The sequence below is a fragment of the Paenibacillus cellulosilyticus genome (assembly GCF_003182255.1).
Classification (GTDB): Bacteria; Bacillota; Bacilli; order Paenibacillales; family Paenibacillaceae; genus Paenibacillus_T; species Paenibacillus_T cellulosilyticus.
In genome coordinates this window covers 206,617-226,973 of record NZ_QGTQ01000004.1, presented here as the reverse complement: position 1 = coordinate 226,973, position 20,357 = coordinate 206,617, and the positions used below count along the sequence as shown (strand labels likewise).

The window sequence follows — 20,357 nt, the reverse complement described above, 5'->3', positions numbered from 1 at the left end:
GGTTGGAGCCACCGCATAGCTACCGAACGATTAACGATCCGTCGACGCGCGTGTAATTAGCGCAGCCGGAATGAGTCGCTGCTCAGCAGATAAGGCAGGCTCGCTGATTCGTGTCATTAGCATTTGAGCAGCTTGGACGCCAAGCTCAAACGTATCCATTTTCAAACAAGTGAGCGGCGGGTTCGTATAGGGAGCAAGGGGATAGTCGTCGAATGTGGCTATACCAAGCTGGGTAGGGATCGATACCCCTGCGGCATGTGCTGCCGCAAGGGCGCCGAACGCCGTATAGTTGTTCATGCAGATGACGGCATCCGGCTGTTCTTCTGCAGGAAGCGCTAGCAGCTGTTCCATGAACAGCCTTCCGGTGGCTTCATTCGCTGTTCCAGCCATTACCAAGCGCGGGTCGAACGTCAAGCCATGCTCACGCAGCGCATTCGCACAGCCGCCGACCCTTCTGTCGAACAATGGCTCGCCTGCGCCTTCACCACCGATGAAGGCAAGTCGTCTGTAGCCTCGCTCGATAAGGTGTGCAGCAAGCAGCCGTCCGCCATTTTCGTTATCGATATCGACGGCGCTGTATGTAACCTCTGCTGGTGCATCTCCAATGAGTACATATGGGAATTGCAGCTCGGCGAGCAGACGTTCCGTCTCCGCTGTCCAGATGGAGCTGTCCATAATGAGACCGTCGACCTTTCCGTTGCGAACAAGTCTGTTCATAAAAGCAGGTGAATCCTGCTGACTGCTAGACTCGGAGCTCGCATTGCAAATGGTTAGCTCATATTGGTGCTTGCCGATGACGCTTTCGATACCTCCGATGATGGCATAGAAGAAGTGGTTAAGAAAGTCGTCCTTTCGGCTCAAGTCGATCAAGAGGCCGACGTTGAAGCTGCTCTGTCTCGCAAGCTGAGTAGCGATGCTGCTTGGGGTATAGTTCATTTCTTTCATAATGTCACGAACTTTACGCTTCGTCTCGTCCGAGATCGAAGCGGCATCGTTTAATACTTTCGATACCGTCGATTTGGCGACACCGGCCGCCTTCGCGATATCGTTAATCGTAATTTTACTCATGATTAATAAGAATCCTTTCCTGATTTATTTTGAACAAACGGAGGGAGTGTGTTATTCTAGACTTAGGAAACCGGTTTCCTAGTGATGATAATAGGATTATGTACCATTCATTCTTCCATTTTACTACAAAGTGAAGGAGTTCGAAACGATATGCCAAGTTCCATTCATCATGTGTGTGAGCCGCCCTATGCATACGCGCTCGATGAGTATCGACTCAACGTTCGATTGAAGGTAAGAAGAAGAGGTGCAGCAACCTGTCAGGCTCTTTATGCGGATCGTTATGATTCGCCCGGTACGGAACTTCCGATCTTAATGGAGAGGGTCGGCTCTGATCGGCACAGTGATTATTATGAGGCGATTCTACCTGCGCTGAAGCGGAAGGTTCGCTACTTATTTCTCGTACAGATGAACGATGGTGACAGCTATTGGGTAGGGGAACGCGGAACGTTCGCACAACGAGAGTTGGCGGGAAGCTTCCAATTTCCTTACGTATGCCGCGAGGAAATTCCGCGTGTGCCCGATTGGGCGCATGAGGCCGTGTTCTATCAAATTTTCCCGGATCGTTTCCACAACGGAGATTCTAATATCAACCCCGGTGATGTGCAGCCATGGGATGCTGTTGAGAAGCCAACACCGCTATCCCGATATGGCGGGGATTTGCAAGGTGTAATCGATCGGCTCGATTATTTGGTAGAGCTTGGCGTGAACGCCGTTTACTTGAATCCGATATTCGTATCGCCCTCGAACCATAAGTATGATACGACGGATTACTACACGATAGATGCTGCATTTGGGGATCTTGATACGTTTAAACAGCTGGTGAAGCAGGCGCATGAACGCGGCATTCGCGTCGTGCTTGATGCGGTGTTCAATCACAGCGGTGACCAGCTGTTCGCTTTCCAAGACGTGATGGAGAAGGGGGAGCAGTCTTCATATCGGGATTGGTATTATATTGACGCTTACCCTGTAGTGCAGGAGCCGGTACCGAATTATGAGACGTTCGGGAATGGCATCGCAACGATGCCGAAGCTGAATACGTCGAATCGTGAAGTGACGCAATATTTGCTAGACGTTGCCGAGTACTGGATTCGGGAAGCGGGTATCGATGGATGGCGGTTAGACGTTGCGAATGAGGTCGATCGGCGATTCTGGCAGCTGCTGCGTGAGCGAGTCAAAGGAATAGATGACCAGCAACTGCTGGTCGGTGAGTTCATGCACGACGCATCTCCATGGCTGCATGGCGACCAATTCGATGGTGTAATGAACTACTTGTTCCGCGAGGCTGCACTCGATTTTTTCGCACGGCAGAACATTGGAGCAGAGACGTTCACCGAACTGCTAACGAGCCTGCAAATGCGCTACACCGATCAAGCGTATAGTGCGATGATGCAGCTGCTTGGAAGCCACGACACAGAACGGTTTCTAACGGCTTGTCTCAACGGAGGAAGAGGCTGGAACAGCCAGGAAACGGCGCTGGCGCGTATGCGACTTGCGGTTTGCTTGCAGATGACAATGCCCGGTATGCCCGTCGTCTACTATGGCGATGAAGTGGGGATGGAAGGACGTAACGATCCGGATTGCAGACGTCCGATGATTTGGGATGAGGAGAAGCGTGATGCCGCAACCTATGAACTGTTCCAATCGATGATCGCTCTACGGAAAAAATATGTTTCATTGACCCGCGGAACGATGCGGTTCGTATTCGCCGATGAGGCGACTAATGCATTTGGTTTCCTTCGGCAGACGGATAGCGAGGTTGCGTATGTCATTATTAATAACGGAACACATCCTTATGCTGTTCCTGCTCCACCGCTCAAGGATCGTTTGCATGCGTGCGCGATGATTGACGGACTTACCGGAGACCGTTATACGCTAACCGCTTGCGGTCAATGGGAATCAGCGGATGGAGCCGTTCCCACAGCTGTACCATTCGGATGTGTTGTGCTTATCGCTGGCATCGATAGATAAGCCAGGATATAGATATACGATGATTGGCACTGACAAGAACAATATTCCCCTAATAAGCAAAAGGCCTTCGACACTCGCCAACCGGTGAGATGTTGAAGGCCTCTTATATTTGTTACAACCATCAGCACTTCGTCAAAGCATCTCCCGTCAGCCTCGGGACAATGTCGTCCGAATCGCGAACAGCACACCATTCCACATCACGGCCAAGTCCTAGCTTAATCAGCCTGCGGCCTGCTGTTCCCTGGCTGATCGTCTCCAGCAGATGTTCCGAACGATTGCGGTACAAGGCGAGCATAGCGGTGCCGAAATCATCGGTCTCTATCCCTTGCTGGCATTGATTGTCCAGCCGATCCAGCAGAAATCCCGCGCACAATCCATCCTCAATTGCGAACTCGTCGTTGCTTCCCGCGCATAACAGGACAATATCTCTACGAAGCTCCAGCGCTGCTTTGGCGCAGGCGCTTGCATTGACGATAGCGCCAGCTAATACATTCTCTGCTCGCATAGCTTTTATAACGGCACGCGTACCATTCGTCGTCGTAAGCACAAGGCGCTTGCCGTCAACGATTTCCTTGCGATAATCGAGCGGCGAGTTGCCGAGCTCGAAACCAGCGATTTTACGATTAAATCGTTCGCCGCCAAGCACGTCCCCGGGCCGAAAAAGGGCACGCGCCTCCATTACAGTTTCGGCGGGCACGATACTGGAAGCGCCTGCCTTCATAGCGGCGACCATCGTGCTTGTTGCACGAAGGACATCGATTACGATAGCTGTACGATGTGAGAATTGATCCGCCCGCGCTTCATTGACGCTTGCGATAACCCCTACTTGCATGCTATGAATCCGCCTTTCCAAGGTCATGGAGGTAATATATGCAGCATGCCCTAGGCTGGTGACCCGGCCTAAATTCGGACAGGCGCGCATAGGCTGTACCAACAGAGGTCGTTCAAAAAGTCCGCTTTTGATCACGAAGCATCACAAGAAGTGTATTCGGCATCAGGTGCTGAAAACCGACCTTTTTGAACATGCACCAATAGGGAAGGAGGAGAGGATGATGCTGAACAAAATCGTACTCAGCATGGCGACGCTTCGAATGATATCGGGCTCGCTGGAGATCTGCGCAGCGCTGCTCATGCTGCGCTTCAACGAGCTGAACAAGGCGATGTTGATTAACTCATCGCTAGCGCTCGTTGGTCCGCTCGTGTTGATTTCGACGACTGCCATTGGATTAGTAGGACTGGCAGATAAATTATCGTATAGCAAAATGCTATGGATTACAGCAGGTGTAGGCTGCCTGATGATCGGCATTCTTAAAAAATAGCATTCTACTAATGCCAGGTCCCCTTCTATATAAAAACGTGCATAGAACGCGATAATCGCGTTCTATTATTCGAGCTAGCACATACACTTGAAACAACAGAGAAGAGGACAAACATTCGTAAGAGGTGTAGCCGTATGCTGGAACGCGTTGCGCATTTGCTGCCATCTGAGCTGTCTGTCGTGCTCTCCCGAATGCCCGTTAAGGCACAGGAAGGGCTGGAAGAAATACGAATCCGAGACAATCGGCCGCTGGAAGTGTGGACGCTTGGCGTGTCTACCTTCGTCTCAAGCAGCGGTTCGCTGAGCGACAACCCAGATGGTGCGTACAAGCCATCGTATGAAGTATGTCGAAAGCTGCTCGAGAGAATGACGAACCATTCGGTGTATGCAATGGAAGAAGAGCTTCGCCGAGGCTATATTACGGTCGAAGGCGGCCATCGGATTGGACTAGCAGGCAGGACGGTGCTGGAAGAGGGTCGTGTGAGAGGGATACGAGATATTGGCGGATTCAACGTAAGGATCGCTAGAGATGTTACAGGGGTATCTGGACAGACGCTTCCACAGCTCATTGATCGCAGCAACCGAACAATCGCATCAACGCTCATTGTTGGTGCACCAAGACAAGGCAAGACAACCTATATCCGAGATTTGGCAAGAGCAATTAGCTATGGAAGATGGCAGTCGCCACAAGCGCTCGGCTGGTCAGGTCGGAAGGTTGGAATCGTCGACGAGCGTTCGGAGATTGCAGCTTGTGTAAGAGGGATTCCAACATTCGATGTAGGACCTCGAACCGATGTGATGGACGCATGTCCGAAGGCGGAAGGAATGATGATGATGATTCGATCCATGTCGCCTGAGGTGTTGATCGTCGACGAAATAGGTAGAGATGAGGATGTAGAAGCGATCCGGGAAGCGGTGAGAGCAGGCGTCTCCGTTGTCGCTACCGCTCACGCAGGTGATTGGGAGGAAGCAGCCTCTCGACCAGCGATAAAGCGGCTGTTGCAGGAAGGTTCGTTCGCTCGAGGGGTTGTGCTGCGAAGGACAATAACGGGTCTCACAGTCAAAGTTGTTGATCTTACTGCCGCTGAGACATCTGTTGGATTCGCAGGCGGAACAGTAGGCAGCGCGGCAAGGGCAGCGGGCCATTCGACAGCCTCTCCTCGTGAACCTACGGCAAGAGCAGGTGATGCGCATGCTCCTTAAACTTATCGGTGCCTCGCTAGTCCTGTTCGCCGGTACGTTAATCGGCTTTCTCCAGGCGGCGCGATTCGCTGATCGGCCGAAGCAGATCCGTCAATTAGCAGGTGCATTGCAGCGGCTGGAGACAGAGATCGTGTTCGGCCGGACACCGCTTCCAGATGCACTGGCTCACACGGCAGCCAATGCAGGACAACCGGTAGGACGATTGTTTCAAGCAGTTGCAGACGAGCTGTCAGCCACGGACGGCCGATCATTTCGCGAATGCTGGGATACGGCGATGAAGCGAACATGGCCGACGACATCGATGCGGACGCCTGAGCTCACCGTTACGCTTCGACTCGGTTCTATCCTCGGCATGAGTGACAAAGATGATCAACTGAAGCATTTGCGCTTAGCGGCTGTCCAGTTGAAAGCAGAAGAAGACGCAGCCAGAGATGACCAAGCAAAGTACGAGAAGATGAGCAGAAGCCTCGGCCTCTTGCTTGCCGCACTCGTCGTCATACTGATGATTTAGTGGGGTGCCGCTTACATGAATATCGACGTAAGCGCCATATTCCAAATCGCCGGCATCGGTATCATCATCGCGATGATTCACACCGTACTGAAGCAGATGGGCAAGGAAGACATGGCGCATTGGGTGACCTTAATTGGCTTTGTCGTCGTCCTGTTCATGGTGGTTCGTCTGCTGAACGACCTGTTCCAGGAAATTAAGACGATATTCTTGTTCCAATAACAACAGCATCAATATTCGAGTGGAGGCAGGCGGAAAGTGCTCGGACGCGAGGTGAGTGAATTGTAATGGAAATCATTCAAATTGTCGGACTTGGATTAATTGCTACCGTGCTCATTCTCGTCGTTCGCGAACAGAAGCCGATGTTCGCTTTTCTGCTGGCAGCCTTCACAGGCTTATTCATCTTCTTGTACATCATCGGCCGGATCGACACCGTCATCTCGATGCTCGAGCAGCTCGCAGAGCAGACAGGCATCCCATCGATCTACTTGAAGACGATATTGAAAATCATCGGTATCGCCTACATCGCTGAATTCGGGGCACAGATCGTTCGGGATGCGGGACAAGAAGGTGTCGCTTCCAAAATCGAGTTTGCCGGCAAGGTGCTCATTCTCGTTATGGCGGTTCCGATCATCAACGTTATTGTTGAAACGGTGCTCGGATTAATGCCTCCGGGAGGGTGAGGAAGATGAAAAAACAGACGATGGTACGTATTCTTCGACTCCTGTTTATGCTCATCGTTCTCACCTTATCGACGGGACAGATCATACAAGCCGCAGCATTGCCTAGTGATTCGGCTAGCACGAATGTACAGACGGGCGTTCCGCCACCCACGTCAGGAGACGATTCACTTCCAGCTTCTGTCGACAGTGAACTGTCTGAGCAGCTTGCGAAGGACCAAGCAGGCACACTTGATATGGACCCCATCGAGAAGTATTGGACGAACTTGACGACCAACTACGGTGCATACTTTCCAGATCAGGATCTGCCAAGTCTGTCGGAAATGATTATGCCGGGCGGCGAAGGGTTGAAGCTGACGACAGTCATCAGCGGGTTGCTCAAGTTTCTCATGCATGAGGTGCTGTACAACGGCAAGCTTCTCGTCACCATCGTTCTGCTCTCGGTATTCAGCTCGATACTTGAGACCTTGCAGAATGCGTTCGAACGGAATGCTGTCAGTAAAGTCGCATACTCCATTTCATACATGGTGCTCATCGTTATCGCAGCTAATAGCTTCAACGTCGCAATCGGTTATGCGAAGGATGCAATCAGCAGCATGATTCAGTTTATGATGGCGATGGTGCCGCTCTTGCTGACGTTGCTAGCTTCTGTTGGCAACATCTCTACCGTGACTATTTTGCATCCGCTCATCATCTTCATGATTCATACGGTCGGAACACTCATCTACACGATTGTGTTCCCTCTGCTGTTCTTCTCGGCTGTGCTTCATATCGCAAGTGCGCTGACCGACAAGTTCAAGGTAACCCAGCTTGCCAATCTGCTGCGCAACATAGGGATCGGAACACTTGGCGTACTCGTCAGCCTATTTCTTGGTGTCATCTCGATCCAAGGGGCGACAGGTGCAATATCCGACGGTGTCACGCTGCGAACCGCGAAGTTCGTAGCCGGCAATTTCGTCCCAGTCGTAGGCAAAATGTTCTCGGATGCATCCGACACGGTCATCTCTGCATCCCTACTCGTTAAGAATGCGGTCGGTATTGCGGGCGTTGTCATCCTGCTCTTCTTATGTGCATTCCCAGCGATCAAAATTTTAACGCTGGCACTCATCTACAACGTGACAGCTGCCGTCATGCAGCCGCTCGGCGACAGTCCGATTGCTGCATGCCTGCACACGATCGGTAAAACGATGATCTACGTGTTCGCTGCATTGGCCGCTGTCGCACTCATGTTCTTCTTAGCCGTGACCGTCATCCTTACCGCCGGCAATGCCGCCATGATGATGCGATGACGAGCGCCATAACGATGCAGCGAGGTGACGAACGATGATGGACTGGCTAAGCGGCTGGCTTCGCGACATTATAACGGTCATCCTTCTCGCAGCTATCGTCGACCTGCTTCTTCCGAACAAAGCAATGCAGCGATATGCCCGGCTTGTCGTAGGTTTGATCGTCCTGCTAACGATACTGTCCCCGCTGATTCGATTGTTCGCAGGAAACTTTAATGAACGGGTGGAGGACAGCATGACCGCCTGGGAGCAGGCTGGATCTATCAACTCCGTCCAGATGCCGACCCTTCAGCAAATCTCGAAGGAAGCGCAGCGTCTGAGCAGCGAGAGGCAGCGTCAAGCAGCATCACTTGCTGAGCGCGAGCTCGGGATTGCAATGGCGCAGGAGGTCGACAGCAGGCTTGGCTCCACGGGGACGGCTGTTATGGTGAAGCTGAGCGAAGACGGCAAGTCGATTGCATCGGTGCTCATCACCATTCCCCCTCCCGAAGAGCAGCAAGCAGATGATCAAACAGATGAAGCAGCCGACAACTCGGTTCAACCGATTGATATCGCGGTTAGCGTAACGGTCGATGAAGTGACATCTGCATCAAGCGGCGATCGTGGAGAAGAGAAGGATGAAGAGCCGACGGTGGTGACAGCCGAGCAGCAAAGCGTAATTGAGCAAGCGCTGCGTCAAGGCTGGGGAATTGCTCCGAAACAGATTCAAATCCGAACGAAATAACGAAGCGAAGGCGGCAGGCAGCGAAGTTGCTAAGCGGTGTGACTTTGAACTCTGTTCAAAGGTCCTGATGTAAAGCGGTGTGACTTTGAACTCCGTTCAAAGGTCCTGATGTAAGGAGTGATATTGGTGGCAAAATGGCTCGACGGCTTGGAGAAAGCCATCGGCGGAGGATCCGGCGGACCGACACGGATACGGGCGATGCGATGGCTGCTGCTGATCGGAGGCATTGGAGTAGCGATCATGATCGTTAATGCGTACATGTCGTTCGATCGGGTTGCCCCGACGACGAATCAATCCGAGCCGCCCGTATCCGATGTGCCGGCCATGTCCGCCCACAGCAGTGACTCGCCATTCGCATCGATCGAGCAGCCGCTCGAGAATCGGCTGAAAGAGATTTTGGAGAAAATCGTAGGTGTTGGTCCCGTTGACGTGCTTGTCAGTGTTGAATCCACAGAGGAAACCGTCTTCGTCAGCAACGAGCAGAAGTCGCAGCAGACGACGGAGGAGACCGATAAGAATGGCGGCAGACGGCATATGACAAGTGTGACGGACAATGGAACGATCGTGATGTACGAACAGTCAGGTGACCAAACGCCGATCATAACGAAAAAAATCAAGCCCCGCATCAGCGGTGTTCTGATCGTGGCCAAAGGGGCCGAGAACCCGACGGTGAAGCGGCTGATCCTCGATGCGGTAGAAAAGGGCATCAACGTCCCAGTGAACCGTATCTCGATTGTCCCGAGAAAGCAGCAATGAAACGGCCATATCGGCCTGCATTAACATATCAAACGAAATGAATGGGAGGGTGTTCATCCATGAACACGAAAAGACAAACGATTTGGCTCGTATCGATGCTCAGCTTAATGGTAATTCTTTCTGCATACTATCTGTTTACAGAAGATCTCGATCCAAGCTCGAGTAAGGTGGCGAACAACGGGACAACAACCGAGCAGACGACGGGCGTGCAAGGCGCAACGGAAGCATCGACAGGCAGCAAGGACGATGCAATCGTTGTGAATGAAGTGAACGGTTCTACGCAAACCCAGACGGATGACAACGCGACGGCAGATACGGAAGACATTAGCGCAGCCGACCAGAAGACACTTGATCAGCTTGAATCCCAAGATAAGGCTACAGCAACGACGAACAACGTATTTAATGATCTGCAATACAAGCGGAATGAGCAGTTCCAGAAGGAATCTGACCAACTGTGGGCCGTAATTGCGAATACGACGGGCGCAAGCACAGAAGAAGCGGGCCAAGCGGTAACCAAGCTCGATGCACTCTCTGACAAAATGGATCGCATCAACGCGCTGGAGGAAGAGCTCAACAAGCTGTATCCGATCGCAGTTGTCGATGATCAAGACAGCCGATACAAAATCGTCGTACAAAGCGAGAAGCTCGAGCGCGGCCAAGCTGCTGATATTATCGACCTTGTGACGAAAACGCTGGAAGTTTCTCCATCCCAAGTTGTTGTACAGTATGTGCCTTAATGAATAAACACTGGTAAAATCAGAAGCTCCGCAGCGGATCATGCCGCCGGCGGAGCTTTTAAATATTTCCCTATAAAATGTTAATTCAAGTCGTTAGCCTGATGCGCTGGCATAAAAACTATGTTTGTTCGTTAGTGTTTATGTTATAATACATTCGTTATGGGTAACAATTGCCATTCTACCATGTGAGGTACATAGACCACGGTTCAAGACGGTCATGCTTTGTTACCACATAAGAATTTATTTGTTTCCTGGGCATCAGGAAAGATTAATTTCTTATTGGCGATAAAACCTACCACAAGCTTACGAAGCTGCTTTGCTCCGCAAAGCTATAGGTCGCTCATCTAATGAAGGAGTGAAACTTACGAATGTTTAAACTGAACGAAATAAAAGAACTAATCAAGCTGATCGACCAGTCGACGGTTCAAGAAGTTGAGATTGAGAACGAAGGTACTCGTCTGCTTATCCGTAAACCTGGCAAAACAGAAGTTGTAACGGTTCAAGCGGCTGCTCCGGCTGTACAAGCTATCGCACCAGCTCCAGTGGCTGCTGTTAGCCAAGCGGCTGCTCCAGCGGCAGCTGCACCTGCTGCAGCGCCTGCAGATAACCTGCACAAGATCGTGTCCCCAATGGTTGGTACGTTCTATGCAGCACCATCGCCAGAAGCTGGCCCATTTGTACAAAAGGGCTCACGCGTTTCGGACAAGTCGGTTGTATGTATTTTGGAAGCGATGAAGCTGATGAACGAGATCGAAGCGGAAGTGCGCGGCGAGATCGTGGAAGTGCTCGTCGAGAACGGTCAATTGGTCGAATTCGGCCAACCGCTCTTCCTCGTTAAACCGGAATAAGGGATCGCGTCGTCATCGACGACCTGCTGTCCAGTCTTCTTCTGAAAGGGGTTTCCAATTGAAATTCGAGAAAATTTTGATCGCTAACCGCGGCGAGATTGCTGTTCGCATCATTCGCGCTTGCCGTGAAAAAGGTATTTCGACGGTTGCTGTTTATTCGGAAGCTGATCGCGAGTCCCTGCACGTGCGATTGGCTGACGAAGCGTATTGCATCGGACCTACGCTGTCGAAGGACAGCTACTTGAACTTGACTAACATTATGAGCGTCGCAACGCTTACGGGCTGCGATGCGATTCACCCAGGCTACGGTTTCTTGTCTGAGAACGCTGACTTTGCAGAGATTTGCGAATCGTGCAACGTCACGTTTATCGGTCCTTCCCCTAATGCCATCTCCAAGATGGGCGACAAAGCGGTTGCGAAGCAGACGATGAAGGATGCCAACGTACCTGTTATCCCAGGCTCTGACGGCCTCGTCGAAGACTTGGATGAAGCGGTACGCGTTGCACGTGAAATCGGCTACCCAGTCATCATTAAAGCAACTGCAGGCGGCGGCGGCAAAGGCATTCGTATTGCGGATGACGAAGATTCACTTATTAGCCAGATTACGACGGCGCAGCAAGAAGCTCAGAAGGCTTTTGGCAACGCAGGCGTTTATCTGGAGAAATATTTGACAGGCATGAAGCACGTTGAGATTCAAATCATGGCGGACAAGCACGGCAACGCTGTGCATTTGTTCGAGCGTGACTGCTCCGTGCAGCGCCGCCGTCAGAAGCTCGTAGAAGAGGCGCCATGCCCTGTGCTGTCGCCAGCGCTCCGTGAACAGATGGGTCAAGCAGCTGTACGTGCAGCGCTTGCCGTTGAATATTCCGGTGCGGGTACACTCGAGTTCTTGCTCGGTCCAGATGGCAAGTTCTACTTCATGGAGATGAACACGCGTATTCAGGTAGAGCATCCGGTAACGGAGCTTATTACGAATGTTGACCTGATCGCAGAGATGATCTCCGTTGCAGAGGGCAATCCACTCTCGTTCACCCAGGAGGACATTAAGCCGAACGGCTGGGCGATTGAGTGCCGTATCAACGCAGAGGATTCGGAGCGTAATTTCATGCCATCCCCGGGTCAGATCCAATTCTATCTGCCTCCAGGCGGTTTGGGCGTCCGTGTGGACTCTGGTGCATATCCAGGGTATACGATTTCGCCGCACTATGATTCGATGATCGCGAAACTTATCGTATGGGGCGCAACACGCGATGAAGCGATCGCTCGTATGAAGCGTGCGCTGTATGAGTTTGAGATTGAAGGTATTAAGACGACGATTCCGTTCCATCTGAAGCTGCTCAATCATCCGAAATTCATCAAAGGAACGTTTGATATCAAGTTCCTAGAAGAATATGATGTGAACAATCCAGAGGCGGAACCTGAAGAAGTATAAAGCTTGCTAGCATTCGGTCAAGGTTTGTCATAAATCTGGCCTGATGTTATAGTATAGAGATTAGAAGCGGATAAGCCTCCGGCTTACGAGGCTCGGAGATGCGCTCGAATCTTAGGGAGGTGCAGATGATCATGAGTACGATTGCTGCAGATTACGAACGGACGGATATTGGGACTATTCAAATCGCGCCTGAAGTAATCGAGGTCATCGCCGGATTGGCGACTGTAGAAGTAGAAGGCGTTGCCGGCATGAGCGGCGGCTTCGTCGGCGGGATCGCTGAGTTGCTAGGACGGAAAAACTTGTCCAAAGGTGTGAAGGTCGAAGTCGGCCAGCGCGAAGCAGCTGTGGACGTTTCGATCATTGTCGAATTCGGCAACCGCATACCCGATGTCGCGTCGGACATTCAGCGCAGCGTCAAGCGCTCGATCGAGTCGATGACAGGGCTGCATGTTGTTGAAGTGAACGTTCATATTCATGACGTACATTTCAAAACGGTAGAGAAGACGGATGACGAAGACATATACCAGCGGGTGAAATAGTTGCACGAATCGCGTGAGTTGCGCGGTTTGGCAAGAACCAAGGTGAAACGTCTGCTGCCGCTTTCAAACGGCGAAGTGCGTTTTACTCCGGAGAAATTCAAGCCTAGTATAAAGTGAGAATTTATACTTCTTGGATTTGTAAAAACCCCCTCGTGATTGGGCGTCCGCTCGCGCAAGGGGGTTTTCATTCCGTTATGCCAGAGGAGGCTTTACGTTGGTCAGAATGATAGACAAGCTATTGCTTTTCGTGTACAGCATTGTCATTGGTGCAGCTTCGATCGGCCTGTTCTGCATTAGCCTTCGTTGGATTCCAGAGCAGACAGCAATTGATGCTGTATCGCAATTCTACGATGATGTGCAATGGATCCAAGTCGTTGGAGCGGTTATAGGCGTTGTCCTGTTCTTGATTAGCCTGCGCTTGTTCTACATATCGGTGAAGCGCAGCGGAAACACCTCGCAGTCTATCGATCAACGCAATGAATTTGGTGACATTCGGATTTCGATGGAGACGGTTGAGAACCTTGCACTCAAAGCGGCTTCAAAGCATCGCGGCCTGAAGGATTTGCGTGCACGTATCCGCATCTCGGAAGCTGGCCTAGATATCGTCATTCGTACGGTTGTGGACGGCGATTCGTCTATCCCAGCTCTTACGGAAGAGATTCAACGTTCCGTTAAAGGACATGTTGAAGAGGTTACGGGCATCCCGGTTGCTGGGGTTTCGGTATATGTTGCGAATGTAGTACAAGCTCCTGCATTCAAAAGCCGCGTAGAATAGAGGTGGGATAGCCCGATGTGGAAGCAATGGCTGAACGAGTATCCAGGGAGAATAGCCGGAGCGGCCGCCGGATTTCTATTGGGCGTCGTTTATTTGATCGTCGGTTTTTGGGACATGCTCGTGTTTGCTTTTCTAATAACAGTTGGTTTTGTGCTAGGCAAACGGGTGGATAAGGGCGAAGGCCCGCTGCTCCCATGGAGCAAGGTGGTAGATTGGGTGGATCGTCTGCTCAGTCGACAACGTCCATTCCGATAATTCTGTGGTCTCCTCCGTACTCCGGAAGCAGGCGTTGAAGCCGCTGTTCGGAGCAGGGAGGAGATCATAGGTTTTGGTCGCGCTAGCGACATGCTCTTTGACTCTGGCTTGATTCATAAGCCGTCAAGATTTTCTCCATATGAGAATGCAGCGGCTTTCGAGTTTCTCGAATGTGCAAATTCTTATTGGCGATAAAATCTACCTCTAGGCGCGGTCGCTCATCTTGTTTAGGCTTCGATAGAGGTTTTTTTCATAATTTGCCTCTGTACGCGGCCTTGTTCGAATCGAATGGCCTCGACAGAGGTTTTCTCATGTTCATATATGCACATGATAGTTAACGTTACAGGTAAACGGGCGATGGACCGATTTACGACGGAAGTTTGAAGGAGGCCCCATGAAGCGAAGATTGGCTCGGGAAATTGCGGTACAAAGTTTGTACCAGATGGAAATGAATGAAGTAACAGCTGCAGAAGCAGTTGACATGCTGATGGAGGAAGCGCGCCAGCACGACAATGAGCTCGGTGCAGAGCCGGCAGAAGCGGCTAAGGTGAATGAATATACACGTGAGCTTGTAATGGGCGTGGTTGAGCGCAAGAAAGCGATTGACGAGATGCTGCAGCAGCATTTGACCGGCTGGCAGGTAGATCGTCTCTCCCGGGTAGACCGTCAAGTGCTGCGTCTCGCATGCTACGAGATGGTATTCCGCGATGATGTTCCGCCTAAAGCAGCGATCAATGAAGCGATTGAGCTTGCGAAGCATTTTGGTACCGATGAATCAGGCAAGTTCGTTAACGGCGTACTTGGTAAGCTTATTGGCGCAATTAACAGTTCCAAGCAAGATCAATAAATATAAATAAACAAAACAAGGTGGAGGACGGTTAGTCATGACGGCACAAATCATTAATGGTAAAGCAATTTCGGATATGATTCGCGAAGAGGTTAAAGCAGAGACGGACAAGCTTCGTCAGCAAGGCGTCGTACCGGGCCTCGCAGTTGTACTCGTTGGTGAAGATCCGGCATCCAAAGTGTACGTTGGCAGCAAAGAGAAAGCGTGCATTCAACTCGGTTTCTATTCGGAGGTTCATCGTCTGAGTGCAGATACGAGTGAAGAAGAACTGCTTGCGCTTATTCATAAGCTGAATGAGCAATCGACGATTAATGGTATCCTTGTGCAGCTTCCACTGCCTAAACATATTAACGAGAAGGCCGTTATTGATGCCATCAGCGTTGATAAAGACGTAGACGGCTTCCACCCAGAGAGCGTCGGCAACCTGGTAATCGGCGACGACAGCTTGCTTCCATGTACGCCAGCGGGTGTTATTGAGCTGATCAAACGTGCAGGCACGGACATCGCGGGCAAACATGCCGTTGTCATTGGCCGCAGCAACATCGTAGGTAAACCAGTTGCAATGCTTCTCCTCCGCGAGAATGCAACGGTTACGATCTGCCACTCACGTACGGCAAATCTGAAAGAAATCGCATCCCAAGCTGATATTCTCGTGGCAGCAATCGGCCGTGCGAAAGCTATCGATTCTTCGTATGTGAAACCAGGAGCAGTCGTTATTGACGTAGGTATCAACCGTCTCCCTGATGGCAAACTTGCTGGCGACGTTGACTATGAAGATTGCTTGGAGGTTTCGGGTGCGATCACGCCTGTACCAGGCGGCGTTGGTCCGATGACGATTACTATGCTTATGAGCAATACACTGAAGGCAGCTAAGAAAGCACACGGAATCGGGTGATGTGAATGGCGAAAGAGCCTCGCATCTATTCGATCAAGGAACTGAATCGATACATTAAGCTGAAGCTGGAGGCAGACAATCTGCTCGGCGATGTCTGGCTTCGTGGTGAAATTTCGAATTTCACCCATCATTCGAGCGGTCATATGTATTTTACGCTGAAGGATAGCGACAGCCGAATCAAATGTATTATGTTCGCCTCGCACAATCGCGGCCTTCCATTCATTCCGAAGGAAGGCGCGAAAGTGATTGCGCAGGGCAACATTTCCGTATATGAACGCGACGGTAACTATCAATTCTATGTAACGGCCATGCAGCCCGACGGAATTGGCAGTTTGTACTTGGCCTATGAACAGCTGAAGCGGAAGCTGGAGAATGAAGGGCTGTTTGACACATCGCGCAAACGTCCTATTCCGTCCCTCCCGCGGGCGATTGGTGTCATTACATCTCCGACTGGCGCGGCTGTACGCGACGTAATAATTACGCTGCAGCGGCGCCATCCGTCTATTCCGATCATCGTCTGTCCTGTGCTTGTTCAAGGCGCAGGTGCAGCGCCTTCGATTGTTCGAGCGATTGAATTTATGAACCGAATGGCAGAGACGGACGTATTAATTGTTGGGCGGGGCGGCGGATCGCTTGAAGAACTGTGGGCATTTAATGAAGAAGCAGTAGCGAGAGCAATCGCAGCATCAGCTATCCCTGTTATTTCTGCTGTTGGCCATGAGACAGATTTTACGATTGCTGATTTCGTTGCTGACCTGCGAGCGGCTACACCGACAGCTGCTGCAGAGCTGGCAGTTCCGCATATGGGTGAGCTTCATCGTCAAGTAGAACGACTCAACCAACGATTGGTGCAAGCGGGCAGGCAGTATGTCAAAGTGTCTCGTGATCGGCTGGAGCGCGTGAGACGATCACCATTTTTCGTCCATCCACGGCGTTACCTGCTTGATCAAGCAGAGCGTTTGGATCGACTGCAGGAACGTCTTGCTCATCTAACCGTTCGTAGAGCAGAGCGCGGACGCGAACGACTAGAGCGGCTTCGCACGGTGCTGGCAGCACAACACCCGGGCCATGCGGTACAATCAGCTTCAGAGAAGCGTATGATGATGCGCAGACGACTTGAGGCGGCAATGGCAGCGCAGCTGAAGGAACGCAAATTAGGGTTAACGGCTTCCATTCGCCAGCTTGATGCGCTTAGCCCTTTGAAAGTAATGGCGCGTGGTTATAGTCTTGTCTACGACGAGAGTGAGAAGAAGCTGATTCGTTCAGTAGAAGAGGTTCAACCAGGTGATATGATACGAGTGAAGCTAACGGACGGATTATTAGATTGCCATATTTGGTCGATGCGAGGTGATCAGAACGATGGAAGCGAATGATCAGCTGTCGTTCGAGGAAGCAATGGAGAAGCTGGAGACGATCGTCATGAAGCTGGAGAATGGCGATGTTCCGCTGGAGACGGCAATTGAGCTGTTTCAAGAAGGGATGCGACTGTCGCAGCTGTGCGGAAGCAAGCTGGAATTGGTCGAACGTAAGATCGAGCTTCTCGTAGAAACGGAGCAAGGCGTGCAGCGCAAGCCGTTTGCTAATCCTAATGAGGAGCGAGGGGAATAGAGCTTTGAGTGAGGCATTAACAACACAACAATATATCAGTCAGACTGCGGCCGAAGTCGAAGCGGCTTTGAAGTCGGTCTTGCCTGCAAATTGGGATGTTCCAGCACAGCTTCGAGAATCGATGGGGTATTCGGTAGATGCAGGTGGTAAACGTTTGCGTCCAGTGCTCGTGCTGGCAGCTGCCGAAGCGATTCAACGAAATCCGGCTGCCGCTAAAGCAGCGATGCCGGTGGCATGCGCGATCGAAATGATTCATACGTATTCATTGATCCACGATGATCTTCCCGCGATGGATGATGATGATTATCGCCGCGGCAAGCTGACGAATCATAAAGTATTTGGTGAAGCGATGGCGATATTGGCGGGAGATGCATTGCTTACGCACGCCTTTTACAGCATTGTGCAGTCTGCACGAGTGAATGGGGTTCCGGCTGAGATTGCATTGCAAATCGTTGAAGAGTTGTCCGTTCTTGCTGGTGCTTCTGGCATGGTAGGTGGTCAGGCTGCGGATATGCTTGGGGAACAAGGGGTTACGTCGATCGAGCAGTTGAAATACATCCATCAGCATAAAACGAGCGATTTGATCGTTTTCTCACTGCGGGCGGGTGCATGGATTGGCGGAGCAACAGCAGAGCAATTAGAGCGTGTGACGGAATTCGGCACAGCGCTTGGTCTCGCCTTCCAAATTCAAGATGACATCCTGGATTTGATTGGTGATGAAGCGAAGCTTGGTAAGAAAACGAATAGTGACGTGGAGCAGCACAAGGTGACCTATCCATTCTTGATTGGTCTCGAAGAGAGCCAGATGGAGGTCGAACGACTGACTGATGTTGCGAAACAAGCGCTAAACCAGGCTGAACTCGAAGCGCCTGCACGACTATTCGGTATCGCCGATTATTTGATGAAGCGCGACCATTGATTTATAATGGGTTAAAAACGGGTAAAAGTCGATGGTTCGACAAAACTAGTGGTTGTTTAGCGAAAGTGAGGAAAGCGCCGTGCTGCTCGACAATATTAACGATCCTAAGGACTTGAAGAAGCTATCCGTGACAGAGCTCGATACTTTAGCTGCTGAAATTCGGCAGTTTCTGATTGAGAAGCTATCATCGACGGGGGGGCATCTCGCGCCGAATTTGGGTGTAGTTGAGTTGACCTTGGTGCTTCATTATTTATTTGATAGTCCGACTGACAAGTTTATTTTTGACGTGGGTCATCAATCCTATGTGCACAAAATATTGACAGGAAGACGCGATCGGTTCGATACGCTCCGCAAGTACAAAGGACTTTGCGGTTTCGTCAAGCGTTCCGAGAGCGAGCATGATGTTTGGGAAGCCGGCCATAGCAGCACTTCGTTGTCTGCGGCGATGGGGATGGCGCTTGCGCGCGATCTGAAGGGTGAAACAAACAAAGTCGTCGCAATTATCGGAGACGGTGCGCTGACGGGCGGTATGGCGCTCGAAGCGCTTAACCATATCGGACACGAGAAGAAGAACCTGATGGTTATTCTTAACGACAACGAAATGTCGATCGCACCTAACGTTGGTGCATTGCATCACTATCTCGGCAAAATCCGTACAGATCGTCATTATCAGAAGGCGAAGGAAGAGTTGAACAGCCTGCTGAACAAAATCCCAGCGATTGGCGGTAAGATTGCCAAGACGGCTGAGCGATTCAAAGACAGCTTGAAATATTTACTCGTCAGCGGCATTTTGTTCGAGCAGTTTGGACTGACGTATTTCGGTCCTGTCGATGGACATGATATTCCAGCGCTCATGGAAGTGATTAAACAGGCTTCGCAGGTGGAAGGACCAGTGCTCGTTCACGTCGTAACGATCAAAGGCAAAGGTTACTCGCCAGCAGAAGCAGACTCGTTCAAGTGGCACGGCATTACGCCTTACAAGATCGAGTCGGGTCAAGTGGTGAAGGCTGTTGGACCGCCAATGTACACAGATGTGTTTGCCGATGCGCTTATGGAATTGGCCGAGAAGGATGAACGCATTATTGCGATAACCCCTGCAATGCCGGGCGGTTCTGGTCTGATGAAATTCGCAGGCCGATTCCCGAAAAGGATGATTGACGTAGGTATTGCGGAGCAGCATGCTGCAACGATGTCCGCTGCGCTTGCGATGGAAGGCATGAAGCCGGTTTATGCCGTTTATTCGACCTTCTTGCAGCGTGCATACGACCAAGTCGTTCACGATATTTGCCGTCAAAATCTGAATGTCGTGTTCGCAATCGACCGGGCTGGTTTCGTTGGTGCGGATGGCGAGACGCATCATGGCGTATATGACATTCCGTTCCTGCGCCATGTTCCTAATCTGGTACTGATGATGCCGAAGGACGAGAACGAACTTCGCAACATGATGAAGACAGCAATCGACTACAATGATGGTCCAATTGCTGTTCGTTATCCGCGTACGAATGGACTTGGTGTTCCAATGGATGCGGAGATGACGCCGATTCCGATCGGTTCGTGGGAAGTGCTGCGCAGCGGTGAGCAGGTTGCCATTATTGCGATAGGTCCGATGATCAGTGTCGCGGAAGAAGCAGCGGATCTGTTGAAACGTGAAGGCATTAATCCGCGCATCATCAACGCTCGTTTTATCAAGCCGCTTGATGAGGCTATGCTTCGCTCCCTTGCTGACGATGGGATGCAGATCATCGTGCTGGAGGAAGGCTCTGAGCTTGGCGGTCTCGGCAGCGCAGTGATGGAATTTTACTCGCAGGAGCAGATTTTCGGCGTGAACGTCCGTATTATCGGTGTTCCTGACGTGTTCGTTGAGCATGGCTCGGTAAAAGAGCAGCGTGCAGAGACAGGACTAACAGCGGAGCGTGTAGCTGCTGATGCGAAAGCAATGATGCCGCGCCGGACACGGATGGCAACAGGGCAATAATGAACGGTAGGATGGG

The 20,357-nt window shown here is 51.2% G+C and carries 23 protein-coding genes; 21 read left to right on the top strand and 2 right to left on the bottom strand.

Annotated elements, in window-relative coordinates:
• Nucleotides 1-30 precede the first annotated feature (30 nt).
• Nucleotides 31-1,068, bottom strand: coding sequence for a LacI family DNA-binding transcriptional regulator (locus DFQ01_RS08655; protein ID WP_110043500.1), 1,038 nt, complete (start codon nt 1,066-1,068; stop codon nt 31-33).
• A 150-nt stretch (nt 1,069-1,218) separates the two neighbouring features.
• Here DFQ01_RS08655 and DFQ01_RS08650 point away from each other — a divergent pair, with 150 nt between their 5' ends.
• Nucleotides 1,219-3,036, top strand: a complete 1,818-nt coding sequence (locus DFQ01_RS08650; protein ID WP_110043499.1) for a glycoside hydrolase family 13 protein — start codon at nt 1,219-1,221, stop codon at nt 3,034-3,036.
• Nucleotides 3,037-3,157: 121 nt separating this feature from the next.
• On the opposite strand, the gene DFQ01_RS08645 is transcribed toward DFQ01_RS08650, so the two are convergent.
• Entirely contained in the window at nt 3,158-3,868 is a 711-nt protein-coding gene (locus DFQ01_RS08645) for a 2-phosphosulfolactate phosphatase (RefSeq protein WP_110043498.1), read from the bottom strand.
• Between the two features lie 220 nt (nt 3,869-4,088).
• Here DFQ01_RS08645 and DFQ01_RS08640 point away from each other — a divergent pair, with 220 nt between their 5' ends.
• From DFQ01_RS08640 to dxs, 20 genes are all read left to right on the top strand, one after another.
• Nucleotides 4,089-4,355: a YqhV family protein gene (locus DFQ01_RS08640; RefSeq protein ID WP_110043497.1), complete on the top strand. Its 267-nt coding sequence runs from the start codon at nt 4,089-4,091 to the stop codon at nt 4,353-4,355.
• A gap of 134 nt (nt 4,356-4,489) precedes the next feature.
• The gene (spoIIIAA, locus tag DFQ01_RS08635) at nt 4,490-5,557 is read left to right on the top strand and encodes a stage III sporulation protein AA (protein WP_110043496.1); all 1,068 of its coding nucleotides are present in this window, start codon (nt 4,490-4,492) and stop codon (nt 5,555-5,557) included.
• Nucleotides 5,547-6,068, top strand: coding sequence for a stage III sporulation protein SpoIIIAB (spoIIIAB, locus tag DFQ01_RS08630; RefSeq protein ID WP_110043495.1), 522 nt, complete (start codon nt 5,547-5,549; stop codon nt 6,066-6,068). The genes spoIIIAA and spoIIIAB overlap by 11 nt, the downstream gene beginning before the upstream one ends.
• 15 nt (nt 6,069-6,083) lie before the next feature.
• Nucleotides 6,084-6,287, top strand: a complete 204-nt coding sequence (gene spoIIIAC / locus DFQ01_RS08625) for a stage III sporulation protein AC (protein ID WP_110043494.1) — start codon at nt 6,084-6,086, stop codon at nt 6,285-6,287.
• Between the two features lie 65 nt (nt 6,288-6,352).
• Nucleotides 6,353-6,748: a stage III sporulation protein AD gene (spoIIIAD, locus tag DFQ01_RS08620; protein ID WP_110043493.1), complete on the top strand. Its 396-nt coding sequence runs from the start codon at nt 6,353-6,355 to the stop codon at nt 6,746-6,748.
• Nucleotides 6,749-6,753: 5 nt separating this feature from the next.
• Nucleotides 6,754-8,034, top strand: coding sequence for a stage III sporulation protein AE (spoIIIAE, locus tag DFQ01_RS08615; protein ID WP_245946579.1), 1,281 nt, complete (start codon nt 6,754-6,756; stop codon nt 8,032-8,034).
• Between the two features lie 34 nt (nt 8,035-8,068).
• Nucleotides 8,069-8,755, top strand: coding sequence for a stage III sporulation protein AF (gene spoIIIAF, locus DFQ01_RS08610; protein WP_110043492.1), 687 nt, complete (start codon nt 8,069-8,071; stop codon nt 8,753-8,755).
• Nucleotides 8,756-8,881: 126 nt separating this feature from the next.
• Complete coding sequence (gene spoIIIAG / locus DFQ01_RS08605) at nt 8,882-9,511, top strand: stage III sporulation protein AG (protein WP_110043491.1); 630 nt, start codon at nt 8,882-8,884, stop codon at nt 9,509-9,511.
• A gap of 59 nt (nt 9,512-9,570) precedes the next feature.
• Nucleotides 9,571-10,248, top strand: coding sequence for a SpoIIIAH-like family protein (locus DFQ01_RS08600; RefSeq protein WP_110043490.1), 678 nt, complete (start codon nt 9,571-9,573; stop codon nt 10,246-10,248).
• Between the two features lie 368 nt (nt 10,249-10,616).
• A complete protein-coding gene (gene accB / locus DFQ01_RS08595; protein WP_110043489.1) occupies nt 10,617-11,096 on the top strand; it encodes an acetyl-CoA carboxylase biotin carboxyl carrier protein in 480 nt (159 codons plus the stop codon).
• 58 nt (nt 11,097-11,154) lie between these two features.
• Nucleotides 11,155-12,528, top strand: coding sequence for an acetyl-CoA carboxylase biotin carboxylase subunit (gene accC, locus DFQ01_RS08590; protein WP_110043488.1), 1,374 nt, complete (start codon nt 11,155-11,157; stop codon nt 12,526-12,528).
• A 131-nt stretch (nt 12,529-12,659) separates the two neighbouring features.
• Nucleotides 12,660-13,067: an Asp23/Gls24 family envelope stress response protein gene (locus DFQ01_RS08585; protein WP_110043578.1), complete on the top strand. Its 408-nt coding sequence runs from the start codon at nt 12,660-12,662 to the stop codon at nt 13,065-13,067.
• Between the two features lie 214 nt (nt 13,068-13,281).
• Entirely contained in the window at nt 13,282-13,842 is a 561-nt protein-coding gene (gene amaP, locus DFQ01_RS08580) for an alkaline shock response membrane anchor protein AmaP (RefSeq protein WP_110043487.1), read from the top strand.
• A 15-nt stretch (nt 13,843-13,857) separates the two neighbouring features.
• Nucleotides 13,858-14,097, top strand: a complete 240-nt coding sequence (locus DFQ01_RS08575; protein WP_110043486.1) for a DUF2273 domain-containing protein — start codon at nt 13,858-13,860, stop codon at nt 14,095-14,097.
• A gap of 394 nt (nt 14,098-14,491) precedes the next feature.
• Nucleotides 14,492-14,944: a transcription antitermination factor NusB gene (gene nusB, locus DFQ01_RS08570; RefSeq protein WP_110043485.1), complete on the top strand. Its 453-nt coding sequence runs from the start codon at nt 14,492-14,494 to the stop codon at nt 14,942-14,944.
• Nucleotides 14,945-14,981: 37 nt separating this feature from the next.
• Nucleotides 14,982-15,839 (top strand): bifunctional methylenetetrahydrofolate dehydrogenase/methenyltetrahydrofolate cyclohydrolase FolD, encoded by an 858-nt coding sequence (folD, locus tag DFQ01_RS08565; RefSeq protein WP_110043484.1) that lies wholly within the window; start codon nt 14,982-14,984, stop codon nt 15,837-15,839.
• 5 nt (nt 15,840-15,844) lie between these two features.
• Nucleotides 15,845-17,212 carry an exodeoxyribonuclease VII large subunit gene (xseA, locus tag DFQ01_RS08560; RefSeq protein ID WP_110043483.1) on the top strand — a complete coding sequence of 456 codons (1,368 nt, stop codon included), beginning with the start codon at nt 15,845-15,847 and terminating at the stop codon, nt 17,210-17,212.
• On the top strand, nt 17,199-17,447 hold the full coding sequence (xseB, locus tag DFQ01_RS08555) for an exodeoxyribonuclease VII small subunit (RefSeq protein WP_110043482.1): 249 nt from the start codon (nt 17,199-17,201) through the stop codon (nt 17,445-17,447). Before xseA ends, xseB begins: the two co-directional genes overlap by 14 nt.
• 4 nt (nt 17,448-17,451) lie before the next feature.
• Nucleotides 17,452-18,366: a polyprenyl synthetase family protein gene (locus DFQ01_RS08550; RefSeq protein WP_245946578.1), complete on the top strand. Its 915-nt coding sequence runs from the start codon at nt 17,452-17,454 to the stop codon at nt 18,364-18,366.
• Between the two features lie 79 nt (nt 18,367-18,445).
• Entirely contained in the window at nt 18,446-20,341 is a 1,896-nt protein-coding gene (gene dxs / locus DFQ01_RS08545; protein WP_110043480.1) for a 1-deoxy-D-xylulose-5-phosphate synthase, read from the top strand.
• Nucleotides 20,342-20,357 lie beyond the last annotated feature (16 nt).

What these genes read in the sequence shown, in the direction of transcription:
- spoIIIAA (WP_110043496.1), top strand. Translation starts at nt 4,490, where the DNA reads ATGCTGGAACGCGTTGCGCATTTGCTGCCATCTGAGCTGTCTGTCGTG.
- DFQ01_RS08600 (WP_110043490.1), top strand. Translation starts at nt 9,571, where the DNA reads ATGAACACGAAAAGACAAACGATTTGGCTCGTATCGATGCTCAGCTTA.
- nusB (WP_110043485.1), top strand. Translation starts at nt 14,492, where the DNA reads ATGAAGCGAAGATTGGCTCGGGAAATTGCGGTACAAAGTTTGTACCAG.
- DFQ01_RS08650 (WP_110043499.1), top strand. Translation starts at nt 1,219, where the DNA reads ATGCCAAGTTCCATTCATCATGTGTGTGAGCCGCCCTATGCATACGCG.
- DFQ01_RS08640 (WP_110043497.1), top strand. Translation starts at nt 4,089, where the DNA reads ATGCTGAACAAAATCGTACTCAGCATGGCGACGCTTCGAATGATATCG.
- folD (WP_110043484.1), top strand. Translation starts at nt 14,982, where the DNA reads ATGACGGCACAAATCATTAATGGTAAAGCAATTTCGGATATGATTCGC.
- DFQ01_RS08645 (WP_110043498.1), bottom strand. Translation starts at nt 3,868, where the DNA reads ATGCAAGTAGGGGTTATCGCAAGCGTCAATGAAGCGCGGGCGGATCAA.
- DFQ01_RS08585 (WP_110043578.1), top strand. Translation starts at nt 12,660, where the DNA reads ATGAGTACGATTGCTGCAGATTACGAACGGACGGATATTGGGACTATT.
- xseB (WP_110043482.1), top strand. Translation starts at nt 17,199, where the DNA reads ATGGAAGCGAATGATCAGCTGTCGTTCGAGGAAGCAATGGAGAAGCTG.
- spoIIIAC (WP_110043494.1), top strand. Translation starts at nt 6,084, where the DNA reads ATGAATATCGACGTAAGCGCCATATTCCAAATCGCCGGCATCGGTATC.
- spoIIIAE (WP_245946579.1), top strand. Translation starts at nt 6,754, where the DNA reads ATGAAAAAACAGACGATGGTACGTATTCTTCGACTCCTGTTTATGCTC.
- DFQ01_RS08655 (WP_110043500.1), bottom strand. Translation starts at nt 1,068, where the DNA reads ATGAGTAAAATTACGATTAACGATATCGCGAAGGCGGCCGGTGTCGCC.
- DFQ01_RS08575 (WP_110043486.1), top strand. Translation starts at nt 13,858, where the DNA reads ATGTGGAAGCAATGGCTGAACGAGTATCCAGGGAGAATAGCCGGAGCG.
- spoIIIAF (WP_110043492.1), top strand. Translation starts at nt 8,069, where the DNA reads ATGATGGACTGGCTAAGCGGCTGGCTTCGCGACATTATAACGGTCATC.
- accB (WP_110043489.1), top strand. Translation starts at nt 10,617, where the DNA reads ATGTTTAAACTGAACGAAATAAAAGAACTAATCAAGCTGATCGACCAG.
- spoIIIAD (WP_110043493.1), top strand. Translation starts at nt 6,353, where the DNA reads ATGGAAATCATTCAAATTGTCGGACTTGGATTAATTGCTACCGTGCTC.
- spoIIIAB (WP_110043495.1), top strand. Translation starts at nt 5,547, where the DNA reads ATGCTCCTTAAACTTATCGGTGCCTCGCTAGTCCTGTTCGCCGGTACG.
- xseA (WP_110043483.1), top strand. Translation starts at nt 15,845, where the DNA reads ATGGCGAAAGAGCCTCGCATCTATTCGATCAAGGAACTGAATCGATAC.